Here is an 18,115-nt window from a genome sequence, read left to right as displayed (position 1 = left end):
GGATCAGGCAGCACCGCCGCGCGAGATGAGCTCGCGCGCGAGCTGCCGGTAGGCGTTCGCCCCGGAGTGCTCGGAGGAGTACGTCGTGATGGGTTCAGCGGCGAGCGTGGCGTCCGGGAACTTCACCGTCCGGCTGATGACGGTGTGGAAGACCTGGTCGCCGAAGTGGTCGACGACCGACCGGACGACCTCGCGGCTGTGCAGGGTGCGGGCGTCGTACATCGTGGCGAGGATGCCGTCGACCTGCAGGCGCGGGTTGAGCCGGTCGGTGATCTTCTCGATCGTGTCGATGAGCAGCGCCACGCCCCGCATCGCGAAGAACTCGCACTCGAGAGGGATGACGACGCCGTGCGCAGCCGTCAGGGCGTTGACGGTCAGCAGGCCGAGCGAGGGCTGGCAGTCGATGAGGATGACGTCGTACTCGTCGACGACCGGGCGCAGGACGCGGGCGAGGATCTGCTCCCGAGCCACCTCGCCGACGAGCTGGACCTCGGCGGCAGACAGGTCGATGTTGGCCGGCACGACGTCGAGGCCCGGCGTCCGCGTCGTCCGGATGACCTCGTGGATCTCGTGACCGCGCTCGACGAGCAGGTTGTAGATCGTCGTGTCGAGCTCGAGGGCGTTGACGCCGAGACCGACCGAGAGGGCGCCCTGCGGGTCGAAGTCGATGACGAGGACCCTGCGGCCGAGCTCGGCCAGGGCCGCGCCGAGGTTGATGGTCGTCGTCGTCTTGCCGACGCCGCCCTTCTGGTTGCACATGGCGATGATCCGCGCCGGGCCGTGGCTCGACAGCGGCGCAGGCGTCGGGAAGTCGGGCAGCGGACGACCGGTGGGGCCGAGTCCGGCGCGGGCGTCGGCCTGGAGCGCGGCGGCGGACACGATGCGCTCGGGCGCGGGGCCGGGGTGCCGGCCGGCGTCGCCGGGTCGCGTGTCGAGGTGCTCGGACGGCACGGACTGCATGGTCTCGTGTGACTCCTCGTTCACCTGGTGTTCCACTCGGTCGACCTCGTCTCAGGTCAGTGGTCGGGCTCTCGCCGATCACGAGCGACCCTATCAGCGTGCACGCGGATGGGCCGTCGCATACACCTCCCGGAGCCGGTGTGTCGAGACCATCGTGTAGATCTGCGTCGTCGTGACCGACGCATGCCCGAGCAGCTCCTGCACGACGCGCACGTCGGCGCCGCCGTCGAGCAGGTGGGTGGCGAACGAGTGGCGCAGCGTGTGCGGCGACACGTGCTCGCTGAGGTCGGCCCGCTCGGCCGCGCGGCGGATCACCGCCCAGGCCGACTGGCGCGAGAGCCGGTTGCCGCGCTGGTTGACGAAGAGCGCGGGGCCTCCCCGGCCCTTGACCGCGAGGGCCGGCCGGCCGCGGACGAGGTAGGCCGTGACCGCGTCGACGGCGTACCGCCCGACCGGCACGAGACGCTCCTTGCCGCCCTTGCCGTGCAGGCGCACCGCCGAGACGCCGACGCCAGAACCGGACGTGGGGGCCTCCCCCGCGACGTCCGGGCCCGGCGGGCCGGGAAGGTCGAGGTCGTCGACGTCCAGCCCGACGACCTCGCTGATGCGGGCACCCGCGCCGTAGAGCAGCTCGAGCAGGGCCCGGTCCCGCAGGGACTCGGGCGTGTCGCCGACCGACGCTGCGGCGAGCAGCCGCTCGACGGCCTCGACGGAGATGGCCTTGGGCAGCCGGGCCGGCGGCTTCGGCGGTGCCACGTTGGCGGCCGGGTCGGTCGGCGCCTGCCCCTCGAGGGCCAGGAAGCGGTGGAACCCACGGACGGCGACGAGGGTCCGCGCGGCCGAGGACGGCGCGAGCCCCCGCTCGTGCAGGCCGGCGAGGAAGTCGGTGACGTCGGCCTCGGTGACCCGGGCGGCGTCGGTGACCCCGCGGGCCGCGAGATGGGCGGTGTAGGCGCGCAGGTCGCGGCGGTAGGAGGCGAGCGTGTTGTCGGACGCGCCCTTCTCGACGCGGACGTGGTCGAGCCAGCCGCGGACGTCGCGCTCGATGCGCGTGACGCCCGCGGCCGGCGGGGCTGCGGGCGGCTGGGTCAGGACAGCGCCTCGTCGAGCGAGACGGCGGTCATGCCGTGGGCCTCGGCGACGCCGGCATACGTGACGTGACCGTCGTGGGTGTTGAGACCGAGCGCCAGCGCGTGGTCCGAGCGGAGGGCGTCCTGCCAGCCCTGGTTGGCCAGCTTCACCGCGTACGGCAGGGTCGAGTTGGTCAGCGCGTACGTCGACGTGTTCGGCACCGCCCCCGGCATGTTCGCCACGCAGTAGAACACCGAGTTGTGCACCTGGTAGGTCGGGTCGGCGTGCGTCGTGGCGTGGCTGTCCTCGAAGCAGCCGCCCTGGTCGATGGCGATGTCGACGAGGACCGACCCCGGCTTCATCCGGGCCACGAGGTCGTTGGAGACCAGCTTCGGGGCGGCCGCACCGGGGATGAGCACCGCACCGATGACCATGTCGGCCTGCAGCACCTGCTCCTGGACCGTCAACCGCGACGAGGCGAGGCCGTGCACCTGGTTGTCGTAGCGCCAGAAGGACATCCGCAGCTTGTCGAGGTCGGTGTCGAGCAGCGTGACGTCGGCGCCCATCCCGAGGGCGATGTTCGCGGCGTTCTGCCCGGAGACGCCGGCGCCGAGGATGACGACCTTGGCGTTGGCGACCCCGCCGACACCGCCCATGAGCACGCCACGACCGCCCTGGGCACGCATCAGCGCGTGGGCCCCGACCTGCGGGGCGAGGCAGCCGGCCACCTCGGACATCGGGTAGAGCAGCGGCAGCGCGCCCGAGGGCAGCTGCACCGTCTCGTAGGCGATGCCGGTGACCCTGCGGGCCACGAGCTCCTCGGTGAGCCGCTTGTCGGCCGCGAGGTGCAGGTAGGTGAACAGCGTCAGCCCCTCGCGCAGGCGGTGGTACTCCTCGGCCACGGGCTCCTTGACCTTGAGGACGAGGTCCGCCTCGCCCCACACGTCGTCGGCCGAGCCGATGATGCGGGCGCCGGCGGCGACGTAGTCGTCGTCGCCGATCTGCGAGCCGACGCCAGCGTCCTTCTCGACGAAGACCTCGTGACCGTGCTCGGTGAGCTCGTGGACGCCCGACGGTGTGATGGCCACGCGGTACTCGTGGTTCTTGACCTCGCGAGGGATACCGACCTTCATGCCTGTTGCACTTCCTTCCGGACTCACGACCTCCCGCGGCGCCGTTGCCGCGGTCGAACGGCCCCGTCCAGCGGCCGCGAGGCCAGCGTATCCACGTGGTGGACGCGTCCGCGGCCGCCCCGGCACACTGCCGGGCCGGGCTCCGGCGCGTAGGTTGGCTACCGACCAGGGAGGCGCACCGATGAGGCCCGACTCATGAAGCTCTACGCCGACACCCCCGCCCGGCGGACGCGTCAGCTGCTGTCCGACGTGCTGGTGCTGCTGTGGGTCGGCCTCTGGGTGTGGCTCGGACGCCGGACCCACGACGTCGTCCTGGGGCTGCGCGGGCCGGCCGACTCGATCACCGCGGCCGGCGACTCGGTGCACCGCTCCCTCGCCGGCGCCGGTGACCAGGCCGGACGGATCCCTCTCGTCGGTGACCAGCTCGAGCAGTGGCTCGGGCAGGCCGCGAGGTCGGGCACGACGCTGAGCGACGCCGGCGCGTCGATGGCCACGGCCGTCGAGCGCGTGGCCCTCGTGCTCGGGCTCGTCGTGGCCCTCGTGCCGATCGTCATGGTCGTCGGGCTGTGGCTCTACGTGCGCATCGGCTTCGCCCGCCGGGCCGCGGCAGCCCAGCGGTTCGTCGACTCCGGCTCGGACCTCGACCTCTTCGCGCTGCGGGCCCTGGCCAACCAGCCGATGCGGGCCCTGGCCCGAGTCTGCGACGACCCGGTCGGCGCGTGGCGGCGCCAGGACACCGTCGTCATCCGCGAGCTGGCGCGGCTCGAGCTGCACGACCAGGGCCTGCGCCCACCGCCTGCGTGAGCGGGCCGTTCAGCCCTCGACGCGCGTGACGGCCGGGCGCAGGTCCTCGGCGGGCGGGGTCCACGCCTCGGCGTCCGCCGGCAGCTGTTCCCCGGAGCGGATGTCCTTGACCTCGTCGCCGGACTCCCCCGCCTCGGGGAACCAGACGAACGGGATGCCCCGACGCTCGGCGTAGCGGATCTGCTTGCCGAAGCGGGCCGCCGACGGTGCCACCTCACAGGCGATGCCGCGTCGGCGCAGGGCCGTCGCCACCGCCACCGCACCCTCGCGCGAGTCGTCGTCCTTGAGGGCGACGAGGACCGCGGCGGGGGTGGACCGCGACGCCGTGACGAGGCCGCGGCCGACGAGCAGGCCGAGGATGCGCGTGACCCCGATCGAGATGCCGACACCGGGGTAGGTGTTCCGGCCGTCCGTGGCGAGCGCGTCGTACCGGCCCCCCGAGCAGAAGGACCCCCACGACTCGTGCCCGACGAACTGCGTCTCGTAGACGGTGCCCGTGTAGTAGTCGAGGCCCCGCGCGATCCGCAGGTCGGCCACGATGCGGCCCGGGGCGTGCGCCATGCCGGTGCGGATGACCTCGGCGAGCGACTCGAGGCCCTCCTCGAGCAGCGGGTGCTCGACGCCGAGCGCCCGGACCTGCTCGACGAACGAGAGGTCCTCGCTGCGGATGTCGGCCAGGGCCAGGCAGCGGTCGGCCTGCTCGTCGGTGGCGCCGGCCTCGACGAGCATCGCCTTGACCTTCTCGGGGCCCACCTTGTCGAGCTTGTCGACGATGCGCAGGGTGCCGACGACGTCGGTGATGCCGATGCCCTGGTAGAAGCCGTTGGGGATCTTGCGGTTGTTGACCTGGATGACGAACTCGCCGACCGGGAACCGGCTGAAGACGTCGGCGATGACGAGCGGCATCTCGGCCTCGAAGTGCGGGCTCAGCTCACCGGTGTCGACGACGTCGATGTCGGCCTGCGTGAACTCGCGGTAGCGCCCCTCCTGGGGACGCTCACCGCGCCAGGCCTTCTGGATCTGGTAGCGCCGGAACGGGAACGACAGCTTGCCGGCGTTCTCCAGGACGTACCGGGCGAAGGGCACCGTCATATCGAAGTGCAGGCCCCAGCGGGCGTCCGCGTCGTCACCGGCGAGCCGGGAGACCGCGTAGATCTCCTTGTCGGCGTCGCCGCCCTTGCCGAGCAGGCGGTCGACCGGCTCGATGGAGCGGGTCTCGACGGAGGAGAAGCCGTGCAGCTCGAAGGTCTCGCGGATGACGTCGAGGAAGCGTTGCTCGACGATGCGCTCGGCAGGCAGGTACTCGGGGAACCCGCTGATCGGCGTGACCTTGGTGCTCGGGGTGCTGCTCACGCGCCCAAGTCTGTCAGGTACGGGTTCGTGGCCCGCTCGTGGGCCATCGTCGTGGCCCGGTAGTGCCCCGGCAGGACGAGCGTCGTGTCGGGCAGGGGCAGGACCTTCTCGCGCAGGCTGCGCCGCATCGCCTCCGCGTCGCCGCCGGGCAGGTCGGTGCGCCCGATCGAGCCGGCGAAGAGGACGTCGCCGGTCACCATGGTGCGGTCGACGTCGACCTGGCCCCGGATGCCGTCGGGCACGCGGTCGATGCCGAACATGACCGAGCCCTCGGTGTGGCCCGGGGCGTGGACGACGTCGACGTCGAGCCCGGCGAGCGTCAGGCGCGTGCCATCGCCGATCTCCACCACGGTGCTGGGTTCGGTCCACTGCGCCGCCGTGCCGAACTGTTGCTCGAGCATCGCGACGAGTCCCGGGTTGCTGCGCGCGAGGAGGTCGGTCAGCCGGTACCGGTCATCGGCGTGGATGTAGGCGGCGGTGTCCGAGCCGCACACGGGCGTGACCGAGTAGACGTGGTCGACGTGCCCGTGGGTGAGCAGCACCGCGGCAGGCCGGAGCCGGTGCTCGGCCAGCACGTCCCGGAGCCTCTCGACGACGCCGACGCCCGGATCGACGACGATGCACTCCTCCCCCGCCGCCGGCGCGATGACGTAGCAGTTCGTGTCGAAGGCCTGGGCCGGGAAGGCGATGGTGAGCACATCGCGAGCCTAGCGAGACGTGCCCTGGCGCCCGCTCACCGCAACATCTCCGGAACCGAGCCAGTTGTCATGGACTCGTGACCGGTCCTGCTGCGCCCGACCCGGGCTCCTTCCTTAAAATGACCGAACGCCCGGGGACCACCCCCAGCGGCCCGTTCGAGGAGAGGTTCGTGACCAAAGAGCAGGAACGCGCACGTGCGCGCCGCCGCCACGAGGAGCAGCTGAAGAAGGCCAAGCCGCCGGTCAGCGACTCGACGCGGGACAAGCAGGTGTTCGGCGTGATCCTCGCGGTCATCCTCGTCGTCGCGGCCGTCATCGCAGTGCCCAAGATCATCGGCAGCTCCGACACCGGCACGCCGGCCGCCGCAGCCACGACCACGCCCGCCGCGTCGACGACCTCCGAGCCCGGCGCGACGGCCGGCGCCAACGGCCTCCAGGCCGGCCAGAAGCTCGCCGCGGGCTGCACCAGGCCCCCGGCGCTGCAGAAGACGCCGAAGAAGCTGACGCAGGTCCCCGACAAGAAGACAGCCGCCGGCAAGACCTTCGTGGCCACCATCAGGACCACCTGCGGGCCCGTCGTCGTCGAGCTCGACGGCGCCAAGGCCCCGCAGACGGTGGCATCGTTCCTCAACCTGGCCAAGGCGGGGTACTGGGCGCCGAGCCCCTGCCACCGCGTCACGACCGAGGGCATCTACGTACTCCAGTGCGGCGACCCCACGGGCACCGGCTCGGGCGGCCCCGGCTACACCTTCGGCATCGAGAACGCGCCGAAGGACGGCACGTACCCGGCCGGCAGCCTGGCCATGGCGCGCACGCAGGACCCGAACAGCAACGGCGGCCAGTTCTTCATCACGTACAAGGAAACGAAGTTGCCGACCGACGGCGGCGGCTACACGATCTTCGGGAAGGTCATCAAGGGCCTCGACGTCGTCGCGAGGATCGCGGCGAACAAGGCCCTGCCGCCGAGCCCGGCCGACGGCACCCCGGTGTCCCCGATCAGCATCCTCAGTGTCAGCGTGACGGAGAAGAAGGCATGAGCGACGTGCAGCACCCCCAGCCCGACGAGACCCCGGAGGTGGTGCCGGCCGCGGAGGGCTCCGAGGCCGCTGGCACGACGACGGACGCGCCGGGGGCGGGAACGGCGGAGGCCACCACCGAGAACGCGACCGACGCCCAGCCCGACGCCCAGCCCGACGTCCCCACCGAGGAGCAGGCACCCGTGAACCCCGCAGCCGACATGGCCGACACGCTCGAGTCCGTCCGCGCCACCGAGGCGGCCCACGCGGCCGACCCCGTCGAGACCGCCGACAGCACGGGGACCGCGGAGAGCGCCGAGCCCGAGACCGCCGAGACCGAGACCGCCGAGACCGAGACCGCCGAGACCGAGACCGCCGAGACCGAGACCGCCGAGACCGAGACCGCCGAGACCGAGACCGCCGAGACCGTGGCGCCGAGCGTGGCCGCTGGACCCATAGAGACCTCGCAGCCGAGCGTCGCGGCGGAGCCTGAGGTGGCCGAGCCCGAGGCGGCTGAGCCGGCCGTCGCCGAGCCCGCAGGGGCGGCTCCCGCGGACGTCGCGGTCCCGGAGTCGGCAGAGCCGGCCGGCACTGCTCCGCAGCCGCCGGCCGAGACGCCGGCCGACGCCGAGGCGCCTGCTGCCGGGGTCACCGGGGTCGCGGCGGCAGCGCCGGCGGCGCCGGCAGCGCCGGTGCCCGCGCCCCCGAAGCCGAGCGCGGTGCCCAGGCCGTCGGGGATCCCGACGCCCGCGGCCGTGGCCAAGGTCGCCGGCCACGCCCCGGCGCCCGCCGCCCCGGCACCGGTGACGAGCGACCACTCCGCGTCGGCCGCGTTCGGTCGCGTCGCCGAGGACGGCACCGTCTTCGTGCGCACCAGGGACGGCGAGCAGGAGGTGGGCTCCTACCCGGGTGCCACGCCGGAGGAGGCGCTGACCTACTTCGCGCGCAAGTACGACGAGCTGTTCGCCTCCGCCGTGCTGCTCGAGCAGCGGCTGGGACAGCCGGAGGTGCCGTCCAAGGACGTCGCCGAGGGGCTCAAGACGCTAACGGCGCAGGTCAAGGACGCGACCGTCGTCGGCGACCTCGACGCGTTGGCCGCCAAGCTGGACGAGATCCAGTCCGGCATCGCGAGCAAGCGCACCGTCGAGCAGCAGCACCGCGCCGAGGCTCGAGCCCTGGCCACCGCCGAGCGCGAGAAGATCGTGGCCGAGGCGGAGCAGATCGCGGCCCAGCCGGAGAACCGCATCCAGTGGAAGAGCAGCGGTGCCCGGATGCGCGAGCTGCTCGACGAGTGGAAGGCCCACCAGCGGGCGGCCACCCGCCTCGACCGCGAGACCGAGTCCGCGCTGTGGCAGCGCTTCAGCGCCGCGCGCAACGGCTTCGACAAGGCCCGCCGTGCCCACTTCGCCCAGCTCGACGCCCAGCACGCGGACGCCAAGACCCGCAAGGAGCGCCTCGTCGCCGAGGCCGAGAGCCTCGCAACCAGCCATGACTGGGCCGCCACCGCCGGCGCGTTCAAGCGTCTCATGGACGAGTGGCGGCGGGCCGGACGCGCGAGCCGCACCGACGACGACAAGCTGTGGACCCGGTTCAAGGCCGCGCAGGACGCGTTCTTCGCGGCCAAGGACGAGGTCGTCGCCGCCGAGGAGGAGCAGTACCGCGGCAACCTCGAGGTCAAGGAGGCGCTCCTCGTCGAGGCGGAGGCGATCCTGCCGGTGACCGACCTCGAGAAGGCCAAGGCGCAGCTGCGCATCGTCCAGGACAAGTGGGACGTTGCCGGCAAGGTCCCGCGCGCCGACATGGACCGGGTCGAGAAGGCGATGCGCCGCATCGAGCAGGCCGTCCGCGACGCCGAGGACCGGAAGTGGCGGTCGACCAACCCGGAGGTCGCCGCGCGCGCCCGGGGCATGGTCGACCAGCTCGAGCGTGCCGTCGCCGACCTGCGCGAGGAGCTCGAGAAGGCCGAGCGGACCGGCAACGAGTCCACGATCCGCAAGGCCCGTGAGGCGCTCGAGGCACGTCAGACCTGGCTCGACCAGGCCCGCGCCGGCGTCGCCGAGTTCGGCGGCTGACCCAGCCGCGACCGACCGTCGGTGGGCCACGACCCGTGGCTCGCCGACGGTCGTGCGTTGGCGCGGGGTCGGTCAGCGGCGCAGGGCGGCGTCGGTGGACTTGCCGCCGTTGACCCGGTAGACGTCGAAGACGCCGTCGATCTTGCGGACCGCCTTGATGACGTGGTCGAGGTGGGCCGGGTCGCCCATCTCGAAGGTGAACCGCGAGATGGCGACACGGTCGCGGGAGGTCTGCACCGACGCCGACAGGATGTTGACGTGCTGGTCGGACAGCACCCGCGTCACGTCGGACAGCAGCCGGTTGCGGTCGAGGGCCTCGACCTGGAGCTGCACGAGGAACACGCTGGCCGAGCTCGGGGCCCACTCGACGTCGATGAGCCGCTCGGGGTTGGCGGTCAGCTGCGTGGCGTTGGTGCAGTCGGCCCGGTGTACGGAGACGCCGTTGCCGCGGGTCACGAAACCGATGATCGGGTCGCCGGGCACGGGCGTGCAGCACTTGGCGAGCTTGACCCAGACGTCGGCCGTGCCCACGACGACGACGCCCGGGTCTCCCCCGCGGCGCCGCTTGGCCTGACGGGTGGGGACGGTGGCCTCGGCGAGGTCCTCCGTCGCACCGTCGACGCCACCCATCGAGGCGACGACCTTTCCGACGACGTGCTGCGCCGACACGTGGCCCTCGCCGACGGCCGCGTAGAGCGCCTCGATGTCCTGGTAGCGCAGGTCGGTGGCGACGGCCGTCATCGACTCGTGGCTCATGAGCCGCTGCAGCGGCAGGTTCTGCTTGCGCAGGGCCTTGGCGATGGCGTCCTTGCCGGCCTCGATGGCCTCCTCGCGCCGTTCCTTGCTGAACCAGGCCTTGATCTTGTTGCGGGCCCGCGGGCTCTTGACGAACTGGAGCCAGTCGCGCGAGGGACCCGCGCCGTCGGCCTTGCTCGTCAGCACCTCGACGACGTCGCCGTTCTCGAGCGTCGACTCCAGCGGTACGAGGCGGCCGTTGACCCGGGCGCCGATGCAGTGGTGGCCGACCTCGGTGTGGACCGCGTAGGCGAAGTCGACGGGGGTGCCGCCCATCGGGAGGGCGACGACCGCGCCCTTGGGCGTGAAGACGTAGACCTCGCTGCTGCCCATCTCGAAACGCAGCGAGTCGAGGAACTCGCCGGGGTCCTCGGTCTCGCGCTGCCAGTCGAGCAGCTGGCGCAGCCAGGCCATGTCGTTCTGCGGGGTGATCTCGCCGGGGCGCGCTCCCCCGCCCTTGACGGCCTGGTCCTTGTACTTCCAGTGGGCCGCGACGCCGTACTCGGCGCGGCGGTGCATCGTGTGCGTGCGGATCTGGATCTCGACCGGCTTGCCCTGCGGGCCGATGACCGTCGTGTGCAGCGACTGGTACATGTTGAACTTCGGCATCGCGATGTAGTCCTTGAACCGGCCCGGGACCGGGTTCCACCGCGAGTGCAGCGCACCGAGCGCCGCGTAGCAGTCGCGCACCGTGTCGACGAGGACGCGGACCGCGACGAGGTCGTAGATCTCCTCGAAGTCCCGGCCGCGCACGATCATCTTCTGGTACACGGAGTAGTAGTGCTTGGGCCGGCCGGTGACCGTGGCCTTGATCTTGGCCGCCGTGAGGTCCTCCGTGACCTGGGACCGGACGCCGGCGAGGTACTCCTCACGGGCCGGGGCCCGCTCGGCGACGAGACGGACGATCTCGTCGTAGACCTTCGGGTAGAGCGTCGCGAAGGAGAGGTCCTCGAGCTCCCACTTGATGGTGTTCATGCCGAGGCGGTGCGCGAGCGGGGCGTAGATCTCGAGGGTCTCGTTCGCCTTGCGCTTGGCCGACTCCGGGCTCACGTAGCGCCACGTGCGAGCGTTGTGGAGGCGGTCGGCCAGCTTGATGACGAGCACGCGGATGTCGCGGGCCATCGCGATGACCATCTTGCGCACGGTCTCGGCCTGCGCGGCCTCGCCGTAGGTCACCTTGTCGAGCTTGGTGACGCCGTCGACGAGCATCGCGATCTCGTCACCGAAGTCGCGACGCAGCTCGTCGAGACCGTACGAGGTGTCCTCGACGGTGTCGTGCAGCAGCGCCGCGGCAAGGGTCGGCGGCGTCATGCCGAGCTCGGCGAGGATCGTCGTCACGGCGAGCGGGTGGGTGATGTACGCGTCGCCGCTCTTGCGCATCTGCCCGTCGTGGGCCCGCTCGGCCACGGCGTAGGCCCGCTCGATGACCGACAGGTCGGCCTTCGGGTGGTTCTGGCGCACCACCGTCATGAGCGGCTCGAGGACGGGGTTGCCCCCGGCCGGGTGGCCCCGAACCGGGCGAAGCGGGCGCGCACCCGCGAGGGGGTGGACAGCTCGCTGCGGACGTCCTCGCTCATGGAGAGAGTCTAGGCGGTCGGCCCGGGGTCACACGGTGAGGATGGCGTTGACCGGCCGTCCGGTGAGACGTTCGCGGCCGCCCAGGAAGGCCAGCTCGAGGACGACTTCGACGGCCACGACCTGCGCCCCGGCTCGCTCGACGAGCTGGACGGTCGCCTCCGCCGTCCCGCCCGTGGCGAGGACGTCGTCGACCACGAGGACGCGCTGGCCCGGCTCGAAGGCGTCGGTGTGCACCTCGATCTCGGCGGTGCCGTACTCGAGGGCGTAGGACTCCCTGAGCGTGTCACCCGGCAGCTTGCCGGCCTTGCGCACGGGGACCATCCCGAGACCGAGCTCGTGGGCGACGGCCGCCCCGAGGATGAACCCGCGCGCCTCGATGCCGACGACGACGTCGACCGCGCCGGCGTACCGGCGCGCGATGTCGCGCACCAGGGCACCGAAGGCCACGCCGTCGGCGATGAGCGGGGTGAAGTCCTTGAAGAGGACGCCGGGCTTGGGGAAGTCGGGGATGTCGCGCAGCCGGCTGGCGACGAGGTCGCTGATCTCGCTCACTCGTGGTGGTCCTTCGCTCTGGCTGGTCAGCGTCGCGACTTGGGCGCCCGCTTGGGCTGGTTGCGGGGGCCCGCCTGTGCGTACTTGTGCACCGGACGCGCCGACGCCGGCGTGTCCGCGTCGCCTCTGCCGCCAGTGGCCCCGCCGGTGGCCGAGCTGCCGGAGGCCGCGGCGACCGGGGCGTCGGCCCCCACCGCGACCGGCTCGCCGTCGGCGAACACGTCGGACGCCGGGGCGTCCGCCCGCGGAGCGTGCTTGGCCACGTAGCGGTCGAGGTCCCGGACCGCCTTCTCGCCGCGCCGCAGGTCGACGAGCAGCGGCGTCGCGATGAAGATCGACGAGTACGCCCCGACGCCGATGCCGATGAACAGGGCGAGGGCGAGGTCGAGCAGGGTCCCCGGACCGAGCAGGGTGAAGCCGACGAAGAGGATCGCGGCGATCGGCAGCAGGGCCACGACCGTCGTGTTGATCGAGCGCACGAGAGTCTGGTTGACGGCCAGGTTGGCCGCCGCGGGGTACGTCATGCGCCGCGTCCGGAAGGCGTCCGCCGTGTTCTCGCGCACCTTGTCGAAGACGACGACGGTGTCGTAGAGCGAGTAGCCGAGGATCGTGAGGAACCCGATCATGGACGACGGCGTGATCTCGAACCCGAAAAGGGCGTAGATGCCGACGGTGATGACGAGGTCGTGCAGCAGGGCGACGAGGCCCGACAGCGCCATCTTCCACGTCCGGAAGTACAGCGCCATGACGATCGTGACGAGCACGAGGAAGACGATGAGGCCGCGGATCGCCTGCTGGCTGACGGTCTCACCCCAGCTCGGGCCGATGAGCGAGGCGCTCACGGCGTTCTGCTGGACGCCGAACTCCTCGGCGAGGGCGGTGCGCGCCGCGTCGGTCCTGTCGTCGGCCGCCTCGGTCTGCACCCGGACGGTGTTCTGCCCGACGACGGTCGTGACGACGTTGCCGCTGATCCTCGCGTCGGCGATGGCCGCCTGGGCCTTCTCCTCGTAGCCCTCGGTGCTCGTGACGTTCTGGACGCGGAACTCCGAGCCGCCGCTGAACTCGATGCCGAAGTTCAGCCCCCTGGCGAAGATGCCGAGGAGGGCGAGCGCGACGAGGACGCCGGAGAAGGCGTACCAGAGCTTCTGGCGCTTGATGAAGTCGATCGAGCGCTTGCCCGTGTAGAGGTCGTTGCCGACCTGCGCGAAGCTGATCATGGGTCAGGCCTTCCCCTCGGCGGTGCGGGTGCTGGCGCCGGCACGGGCCGGCGTGCCGGCGGGGGCGGCCGGGCGCGGCGGGCCGAACTGGCCACGGCCCCGGTAGCGCGGCGACTCCTTGGCGCCGAGGCGCTTCGGGTCCAGGCCGGACCACCGGTGCCCGCCGCCGAAGAACGTCGTGCGCGCGAGCAGCTGCACCGTCGGGTGCGTGAACATGACGACGACGAGCAGGTCGATGATCGTGGTGAGCCCGAGCGTGAAGGCGAAACCGCGGACGTTGGCGGAGGCGAGCACGTACAGCACGATGGCGGCGATGAAGTTGACGGCGTCGGCGGCGATGATCGTGCGTCGGGCCCGCTTCCAGCCCGTCTCGACCGCGGCCACGAGCGGGCGCCCGTCGCGGACCTCGTCGCGGATGCGCTCGAAGTAGACGATGAACGAGTCGGCCGTGACACCGATGGCCACGATGAGGCCCGTGACGCCGGCCATCGTCAGGCGCAGCCCGTGCGTCGTGCCGAGGATCGTGACGGCGAGGTAGGTGATGGCCGACGCGACGAGCAGCGAGGCCACCGTGACGAACCCGAGTGCCCGGTACTGGAAGAGGGAGTACACGACGACGAGGAGCAGGCCGACGAGCCCGGCGAGCAGGCCGATGCGCAGCTGCTCCTCACCGAGCTGTGGCGTGATGGTGTCGTTGGTCTGGAGCTTGAACTCCAGGGGCAGGGCACCGAACTTCAGCTGCTGGGCCAGGGCCTTGGCCGAGTCGATCGTGAACGAGCCGGTGATCGAGGCGCGGCCGTCGCTGATGACGGCGCGGGCCTGGGGAGCGGTGATGACGGACTTGTCGAGCACGACGGCGAACTGGTCCATCGGCGGCTGGCTCTGCAGGCCGTAGAGGCGCTTGGTGACCTCCGCGAACTTCTTGGCGCCGGCCGAGTTGAAGGACAGGACGACCTCGACGATCGAGGTGGGCTGGCCGTTCGGGCCGGGCTGGAAGCCGCTCGAGGCGTCGGAGATCTGGCTGCCGTCGATCTCGACCGGGCCGAGGACGAACTTGGACGTGCGGTCGTCGCTGCAGGTGGCCAGCGGCTGGCTCGGGTCGTCGACGATGGCGTCGACGACGCCGGGCTTGCCGCAGCTGAGCGCCACGAAGTCCTTGGCGGCCTTGGCGGCAGCGGTGTCGGCCTTGGCCTTGGCCCAGCCCAGCCCGACGAGGCCCTTGCTGACCTGGGCCTTGACGGCGGCCTCGGACTGCTCGGGCGTCGGAGCGGCGGGCGTCGTCGCGGCGGGAGGCGGGGTCGCGGCCGTCGTGGCAGTGCCGCCGGTGGCCTTCGGCGCCGGGGTGGAGGTGGCCGCCCGCAGCGCCTGCGGGACCGCGCCGTTCTGGGCCGTCGCCGACGTCGACGGCTTGGCGGCCGGCGTCGTGGCCGTGCCGGTGGGTGTGCCGGTCGCCGTGCCCGTGGGCGTCGGCGTGCCGGTCGAGCCCGTCGCGCCGCCACCGGGGTTCACCTGAGCTGCGGTGGTGTCGACGGTCTGGACGAACACGGCCCGGAAGCGCAGCTGGGACGGCTTGCGGATGGCGTCGAGCTGCTCCTTGGTCGGGCTGCCCGGGATCGACACGACGATGTTGTCGCCGCCCTGCGTCGAGATCTCCGCCTCGCTGACCCCGTTGGCGTCGATGCGCTGGCGGATGATGTCGACGGCCTGGTCGATCTGCCCCTGGGTCACCGGTGCGGCGTTGCCGACCGTCACCGGCTTGAGGACCAGCTCGGTGCCGCCCTCGAGGTCGAGACCCAGACGCGGGGCGACGGAACCGCCACCCCACTTCGCCAGGCCCGCGGTCAGGGCGCCGAGGCCGAGGATGAGGACGACGAGCGCGACGAGGGTGCGTGTCGCGGACCTGCGGATGGACGTGCGTGCCACGGAGGCCTCACTGACCCGTCGGGGTGGTGCCGGGCGCGTCGTCGCCGGGAGCCACGGCAGGACCCTCGCTGGAGCCGCCGGCGGCCGCGGGGTCCTGCTTCATCGCGACGGCGCGGCGGTCGACGCGGATCGTGACGCCCTCGGCGACCTCGAGCCAGGCGGAGGAGTCGTCGAGGTGGCGGACGGTGCCGAAGATGCCGGAGGACGTGACGACCTGGTCGCCGACGGACAGGGCGGAGCTGAACTCCCGCATCTGCCTCATCCGCTTGTTCTGGGTCCAGAACAGCCACCCGATGAGGAGCAGGGGCAGGAGGAAGATCAGCAACGAGAAGGACCCGTTGGAGTTCATGTCAGCTCAATCCTTCGTGTCTACGTCCGGTGCACACCCAGCACGGCGATCCCGATCGTGTGGGACCGGTGGGGCGTCGGCTGTGGCGTCAACGACCGGAGGCACCTGATGGTGCCGCGGCAGCGGCGAGGGTGCCCGCAGGAGTCTACGTGCGCGCCCGCAGTTTGTCAGAACGCTCACATCGTTCACACGCGGGCCTGCGGTCACGTTTTGGCAGCGTTTGCTCAGCCGTCGAAGCGGCCGCCGCCGGCGTCGTCGAGCGGCAGGGTCGCCGACCAGATGGCCTGGGCGTCGGCGGGCGGAGCCAGACCGAGGTGCTCCCAGGCCAGGGTCGAGGCGGCGCGGCCGCGGGGCGTGCGCACCATGAAGCCCTCGCGCACGAGGAACGGTTCCGCGACGGTCTCGACGGTGTCCGGCTCCTCCCCCACCGCCACGGCGAGCGTGGACAATCCGACCGGGCCTCCGGCGAAGCGCCGACACAGTGCCTCGAGGACGGCGCGGTCGAGGCGGTCGAGGCCGCGTTCGTCGACGTCGAACAGCTCGAGGGCCCTGCGCGCCGCGCTGCGGCTGACCCGGTGCTCGCCGTGGACCTGTGCCCAGTCGCGGACCCGGCGCAGCAACCGGTTGGCGATGCGCGGGGTCCCGCGGGAGCGCAGCGCGATCTCGGCGATGCCGTCCTCGTCGGCGTCGAGCCCGAGCAGCCGCGCCGAGCGGTGCAGGATCGAGACGAGGTCCTGCGGCGCGTAGAAGTCGAGGTGGCCGGTGAAGCCGAAGCGGTCGCGCAGGGGCGCCGGCAGCAGACCGGCGCGCGTCGTCGCGCCCACGACCGTGAAGGGGGGCAGCTCGAGCGGGATGGCGGTGGCTCCGGGGCCCTTGCCGATGATGACGTCGACCCGGAAGTCCTCCATGGCCAGGTAGAGCATCTCCTCGGCCGAGCGGGACATCCGGTGGATCTCGTCGAGGAAGAGGACCTCGCCCTCGGCAAGGGAGGACAGCACGGACGCGAGGTCACCCGCGTGCTGGATGGCGGGTCCCGACGTGATGCGGATCGGCTGCTCGAGCTCGCTCGCGACGATCATCGCCAGCGTGGTCTTGCCGAGCCCCGGGGGCCCGGACAGCAGGACGTGGTCCGGCGGCGTGCCGCGACCGCGGGCCGCCGTGAGGACGAGCCCGAGCTGCTCGCGGACGCGGTCCTGCCCGGGGAAGTCGTCGAGGCGACGCGGGCGGAGCGCGGCCTCGACCTGGCGCTCGTCACCCGGGCCGTCGTCGTGGACCCGCGCGTCGACGATGCGCGCGGTCGCGTCGAACGACCCGTCGTCCCAGACCTCGAGGTCGGGCAGGTCGGCGGCCTCGGCGCCGGACCGGTCGCGGCTCATCGGCCCAGCTCCTGGAGGGCGGCCCGCAGGAGCGCGGAGACGCCGGCGCCCTCCGCGGCTCTCGGCGCGACCTTGTCGAGGGCGTCCTCGGCCTGTCGCACGTTCCACCCCAGCCCGACGAGGGCCTCGCGCACCTGCTCGCGCCACGCGTCGCCCGTCTCGAGCGGGACCGGCTCGGCCGCGCTGCCGGACCCGGGGAGCGCGCCGAGCTTGTCCTTGAGCTCGAGCACGAGCCGCTCGGCGCCCTTGCGGCCGATGCCCGGCACCTTGGTCAGCGCCGCGACGTCGCCCGTGCCGAGGGCCACCCGGACCGCGTCGGGCGAGTGGACGGCGAGAAGCGCGAGCGCGAGACGCGGGCCGACGCCGGACACGGTCTGGACGGTCTCGAAGACGAGCTTCTCGTCGTCGGTGGCGAAGCCGTACAGCGTCAGCGAGTCCTCGCGCACGACGAGCGTCGTGGCGAGGTCGGCCTGCGCGCCGTGCCGGACCGACGCCGCCGTCGCGGGCGTCGTGTGCACGAGCATCCCCACGCCGCCGACCCCGAGGACGAGGGAGTCGAGGCCGACCTTGAGGACGGTGCCGGACAGGGACGCGATCATCGGGGGCGGGCTCCTGGGAGGGTGCGAGCGGGACGGGCCGGTGGGGTCGAGGCGGTCGGCGTGCGCGACGGACGGGAGGCGCGGGGCCGGCGGGCGAGCAGCTCGTCGCGCGCCTGCTCGAGCCGGTTCTGGGTGCCGCCGCGCCACACGTGGCAGATGGCGAGGGCGAGGGCGTCGGCGGCGTCGGCGGGCTTCGGTGGCGTGTCGAGGCCGAGGAGGCGGGTCACCATCGTCGTGACCTGCGCCTTGTCCGCGCGGCCGCTGCCGCTCACGGCCGCCTTGACCTCGGTGGGGGTGTGCAGCGTGACGGGTAGGCCGCGCCGCTCGGCGAGCATCATGACGATGCCCGTGACCTGGGCGGTGCCCATGACCGTCGAGACGTTGGTGTCGGCGAAGACGCGCTCGATGGCGACGGCCTCGGGCCGGTGCCGCTCGAACCAGTGCCGCATCTCGTCCTCGACGGCGACCAGGCGGCGCGGCGTCGGGTCGCCGGACGGGGTGCGGATCACGCCGACCTCGACGAGCGCGAGCCGCCGCCCGGGAGACCCGTCGACGACGCCGACGCCGCAGCGGGTCAGGCCGGGGTCGACGGCGAGGACGCGCACGGCACCTCCTGGGG

General features: G+C 72.3%; 15 protein-coding genes and 1 pseudogene. 3 read left to right on the top strand and 13 right to left on the bottom strand.

Annotation, left to right across the window (positions count from 1 at the left end; translation table 11 throughout):
* Positions 1-3: 3 nt before the first annotated feature.
* The 3 genes from AC1VM9_RS17465 to ald all read right to left on the bottom strand — a co-directional run bounded on the left by AC1VM9_RS17465 (position 4) and on the right by ald (position 3,164).
* Positions 4-960 (bottom strand): ParA family protein, encoded by a 957-nt coding sequence (locus AC1VM9_RS17465; protein WP_481341506.1) that lies wholly within the window; start codon positions 958-960, stop codon positions 4-6.
* A gap of 93 nt (positions 961-1,053) precedes the next feature.
* Positions 1,054-2,052 (bottom strand): site-specific tyrosine recombinase XerD, encoded by a 999-nt coding sequence (xerD, locus tag AC1VM9_RS17460; protein ID WP_481341523.1) that lies wholly within the window; start codon positions 2,050-2,052, stop codon positions 1,054-1,056.
* Positions 2,049-3,164: an alanine dehydrogenase gene (gene ald, locus AC1VM9_RS17455; protein ID WP_481341505.1), complete on the bottom strand. Its 1,116-nt coding sequence runs from the start codon at positions 3,162-3,164 to the stop codon at positions 2,049-2,051. The genes xerD and ald overlap by 4 nt, the downstream gene beginning before the upstream one ends.
* A gap of 195 nt (positions 3,165-3,359) precedes the next feature.
* Between ald and AC1VM9_RS17450 the strand changes: the two genes are divergently transcribed.
* On the top strand, positions 3,360-3,968 hold the full coding sequence (locus AC1VM9_RS17450) for a hypothetical protein (protein WP_481341504.1): 609 nt from the start codon (positions 3,360-3,362) through the stop codon (positions 3,966-3,968).
* 9 nt (positions 3,969-3,977) lie between these two features.
* On the opposite strand, the gene hisS is transcribed toward AC1VM9_RS17450, so the two are convergent.
* Positions 3,978-5,321, bottom strand: a complete 1,344-nt coding sequence (gene hisS / locus AC1VM9_RS17445) for a histidine--tRNA ligase (RefSeq protein WP_481341503.1) — start codon at positions 5,319-5,321, stop codon at positions 3,978-3,980.
* The gene (locus AC1VM9_RS17440) at positions 5,318-6,019 is read right to left on the bottom strand and encodes an MBL fold metallo-hydrolase (RefSeq protein WP_481341502.1); all 702 of its coding nucleotides are present in this window, start codon (positions 6,017-6,019) and stop codon (positions 5,318-5,320) included. Before AC1VM9_RS17440 ends, hisS begins: the two co-directional genes overlap by 4 nt.
* A 170-nt stretch (positions 6,020-6,189) precedes the next feature.
* On the opposite strand from AC1VM9_RS17440, the gene AC1VM9_RS17435 reads away from it, so the two are divergent.
* Positions 6,190-7,056, top strand: coding sequence for a peptidylprolyl isomerase (locus AC1VM9_RS17435; RefSeq protein ID WP_481341501.1), 867 nt, complete (start codon positions 6,190-6,192; stop codon positions 7,054-7,056).
* Positions 7,053-9,107: a DUF349 domain-containing protein gene (locus AC1VM9_RS17430; protein WP_483123527.1), complete on the top strand. Its 2,055-nt coding sequence runs from the start codon at positions 7,053-7,055 to the stop codon at positions 9,105-9,107. The genes AC1VM9_RS17435 and AC1VM9_RS17430 overlap by 4 nt, the downstream gene beginning before the upstream one ends.
* Positions 9,108-9,179: 72 nt before the next feature.
* Here AC1VM9_RS17430 and AC1VM9_RS17425 read toward each other — a convergent pair.
* The 8 genes and pseudogenes from AC1VM9_RS17425 to ruvC form a co-directional block, all read right to left on the bottom strand.
* Positions 9,180-11,479 (bottom strand): annotated as a pseudogene (locus AC1VM9_RS17425) (RelA/SpoT family protein).
* A 28-nt stretch (positions 11,480-11,507) separates the two neighbouring features.
* Positions 11,508-12,032 (bottom strand): adenine phosphoribosyltransferase, encoded by a 525-nt coding sequence (locus AC1VM9_RS17420; protein WP_481341498.1) that lies wholly within the window; start codon positions 12,030-12,032, stop codon positions 11,508-11,510.
* 26 nt (positions 12,033-12,058) lie between these two features.
* Entirely contained in the window at positions 12,059-13,249 is a 1,191-nt protein-coding gene (gene secF, locus AC1VM9_RS17415; protein WP_483123526.1) for a protein translocase subunit SecF, read from the bottom strand.
* A 3-nt stretch (positions 13,250-13,252) separates the two neighbouring features.
* Complete coding sequence (gene secD, locus AC1VM9_RS17410) at positions 13,253-15,172, bottom strand: protein translocase subunit SecD (RefSeq protein ID WP_481343171.1); 1,920 nt, start codon at positions 15,170-15,172, stop codon at positions 13,253-13,255.
* Positions 15,173-15,179: 7 nt separating this feature from the next.
* Positions 15,180-15,521 carry a preprotein translocase subunit YajC gene (gene yajC, locus AC1VM9_RS17405; protein ID WP_481343170.1) on the bottom strand — a complete coding sequence of 114 codons (342 nt, stop codon included), beginning with the start codon at positions 15,519-15,521 and terminating at the stop codon, positions 15,180-15,182.
* Between the two features lie 224 nt (positions 15,522-15,745).
* On the bottom strand, positions 15,746-16,897 hold the full coding sequence (ruvB, locus tag AC1VM9_RS17400; RefSeq protein ID WP_481343169.1) for a Holliday junction branch migration DNA helicase RuvB: 1,152 nt from the start codon (positions 16,895-16,897) through the stop codon (positions 15,746-15,748).
* Entirely contained in the window at positions 16,894-17,496 is a 603-nt protein-coding gene (ruvA, locus tag AC1VM9_RS17395; protein ID WP_481343168.1) for a Holliday junction branch migration protein RuvA, read from the bottom strand. Before ruvA ends, ruvB begins: the two co-directional genes overlap by 4 nt.
* Positions 17,493-18,101: a crossover junction endodeoxyribonuclease RuvC gene (gene ruvC / locus AC1VM9_RS17390; protein WP_481343167.1), complete on the bottom strand. Its 609-nt coding sequence runs from the start codon at positions 18,099-18,101 to the stop codon at positions 17,493-17,495. Before ruvC ends, ruvA begins: the two co-directional genes overlap by 4 nt.
* Between the last annotated feature and the right edge of the window lie 14 nt (positions 18,102-18,115).

The sequence above is a fragment of the Monashia sp. HAY1-11D genome, from assembly GCF_056868035.1.
Note: the sequence above shows the minus strand (reverse complement) of the source record. Positions and strands in the feature narration are given on the sequence as shown.

What these genes read in the sequence shown, in the direction of transcription:
- AC1VM9_RS17450 (WP_481341504.1), top strand. Translation starts at nt 3,360, where the DNA reads ATGAAGCTCTACGCCGACACCCCCGCCCGGCGGACGCGTCAGCTGCTG.
- secF (WP_483123526.1), bottom strand. Translation starts at nt 13,249, where the DNA reads ATGATCAGCTTCGCGCAGGTCGGCAACGACCTCTACACGGGCAAGCGC.
- AC1VM9_RS17430 (WP_483123527.1), top strand. Translation starts at nt 7,053, where the DNA reads ATGAGCGACGTGCAGCACCCCCAGCCCGACGAGACCCCGGAGGTGGTG.
- yajC (WP_481343170.1), bottom strand. Translation starts at nt 15,521, where the DNA reads ATGAACTCCAACGGGTCCTTCTCGTTGCTGATCTTCCTCCTGCCCCTG.
- ald (WP_481341505.1), bottom strand. Translation starts at nt 3,164, where the DNA reads ATGAAGGTCGGTATCCCTCGCGAGGTCAAGAACCACGAGTACCGCGTG.
- ruvA (WP_481343168.1), bottom strand. Translation starts at nt 17,496, where the DNA reads ATGATCGCGTCCCTGTCCGGCACCGTCCTCAAGGTCGGCCTCGACTCC.
- AC1VM9_RS17465 (WP_481341506.1), bottom strand. Translation starts at nt 960, where the DNA reads ATGCAGTCCGTGCCGTCCGAGCACCTCGACACGCGACCCGGCGACGCC.
- ruvB (WP_481343169.1), bottom strand. Translation starts at nt 16,897, where the DNA reads ATGAGCCGCGACCGGTCCGGCGCCGAGGCCGCCGACCTGCCCGACCTC.